2 protein-coding genes are annotated in these 1,805 nt (G+C 58.7%); both read right to left on the reverse strand.

Annotated elements, in window-relative coordinates:
- Positions 1 to 140: 140 nt before the first annotated feature.
- A complete protein-coding gene (locus EN780_RS39125; RefSeq protein WP_189556946.1) occupies positions 141 to 401 on the reverse strand; it encodes a hypothetical protein in 261 nt (86 codons plus the stop codon).
- A gap of 74 nt (positions 402 to 475) precedes the next feature.
- A complete protein-coding gene (locus EN780_RS33340) occupies positions 476 to 1,279 on the reverse strand; it encodes a hypothetical protein (RefSeq protein ID WP_245500203.1) in 804 nt (267 codons plus the stop codon).
- Between the last annotated feature and the right edge of the window lie 526 nt (positions 1,280 to 1,805).

The following is a 1,805-nucleotide window of genomic DNA, read 5'->3' on the forward strand; positions in this document are numbered from 1 at the left end:
GTCTGGGACCGCGAGGAAAAGGAGCTCCTGGAGACGATCAGCCGCTCCCCCGATTTCGGTCAGCCAGACGGCGTGACGGGCGAAATACGGAGGCGGCCAGGCTTCTGATCCACTACAACAGCCGCCATGTGATGGAGAAGCTACTGACGCCCGGCGACATACCCGTCGAGCCCCGGACGATCGTCGACGGCAGCGTGCACGCGGGCCTGGACGTTTCGCTCGGCGACCTGCGGGAATGGCACACGCTCCGGGCGTGGTGCAGAAACTGCAGCCATCACGCTCAGGTCAAAGCGGCTGGCCTCATCAGACGGTACGGCAAAGGCGCGCTGTTGAGCACGGTCGAAAGAGTGCTCTTTTGCATGAGCTGCGATCGCGGCGGGCCCGTGCGAATTGAAATCCACAAGCTGCCACGGAACTAGCCGCCTGCGCGCGAACGCAGAAGTGACTGAACGATGCCGCAACCCAGATGAATCGATCAGGCAGCGGCATCCATGTGCGATATGGCTTCCAAGGCAGCGACCAAGTTTGCATGGATCCAACGCGCTTTCTCATCGGCCGTCATGAAGCCATCGAAGTAAGAGGCATAGACGCAGAAGCTCAGGTCGATCATGTCGTTGCTCATCCTGTCCATCCGCTTGATCGGCTGGCTGCCGCTGCTGATCCACCAAAGCAGATGAATGACGAGCCCGAGCGCATATCGAAAGAGATAGGTTCGAGCGACCCGGCTGTCTCCGAGGTCCTGCCATGGCAGGCGGTAGCCCTGTGCGAGAGTCTCCCATATCTGCACGGCGGCGCCATAGATGGTTTCCATCATCGCGGCCGGATATCGCCTGCTTGTCCTGATGATGCGGATTTCGGACTTGGTGAACATCTGCTCTTCCATCTCGGGCAGAGATGCCGCTATTTCGACTGCGCCCTCAATCAGCTCCGGAAGCAGGCCGTTCGCGAAATTCCAGTGACCGTGAAGTTGCTTCAAGATGGCTGCATCATCGACTGTGGCGCTTCTGAATATGGCGGCCATCTCACGAATGTCGTCGGCTATTCCCTTGAACTGCATACGCTCACACAGGTCCGGCACCGTCGGGTCGAGCTGGATTATCTCGCCGTTGGCCCGCAGCAGGATCAGTTGATCAGGGAAGTCGCCTACGACGGACAGGCCGTGTTTGATGGCTTCCACCGTTTGCTGCTTGTAGATCTCGATCCAGGCATAGTCAGTGAGCACCGCAAAATTGTGCGGGCTCTCCTGAAGATAGGACCGCAATTCCTGCGATTGCAGCATGCTGCTGTCGATGACTAGAGACGGCAAGTCGATCCCCGTTGTCGCGCAAATCATCGACCACCTTTGCATCAGTTAGACTTCCGCACCAGCTACCTCGTGCTCAGCGCAAGCTGCTGCCGAGCGCATCAAGCCCCGAATGACTGAGGTGACGCACCTTGCAAGCGATCAGGCCTGGAAATCGAAAAATAAGCTCTTTCAGCTATTTTTGCAGGTGGGCAGAAGCGTTCCAATACCCTCCTGCCAGGTATCGCATGACAAATAGGGCGCTGGGGGCCGGGCGAGACAATTCTCGACCCTTGGCTCGTCGAGTATCTAACCGGAAGCCCGGTTATGACCGAGGCCGCGGGACTCGCCGAGGGACTCGGCCGAATGGCACCATCGGAAAGCGACAATGCTCATCATCCTGACATCAATGCGCGAACCCTCGTGTTATAGTTTCCTGCGACGCGAGATTCACAGCCGCTAATCGAAAGGAGTAGCCGCCACGTCCAAGATCACCCGCCGCGCGCTGCTGTCCCACTCCGGC

It is taken from the genome of Mesorhizobium sp. M4B.F.Ca.ET.089.01.1.1 (assembly GCF_004022605.1).
In the GTDB taxonomy this organism is placed as follows: Bacteria; Pseudomonadota; Alphaproteobacteria; order Rhizobiales; family Rhizobiaceae; genus Mesorhizobium; species Mesorhizobium abyssinicae.

Coding starts and splice junctions, on each gene's coding strand:
- EN780_RS33340 (WP_245500203.1), bottom strand. CDS start 1,279: ATGCTGCAATCGCAGGAATTGCGGTCCTATCTTCAGGAGAGCCCGCAC.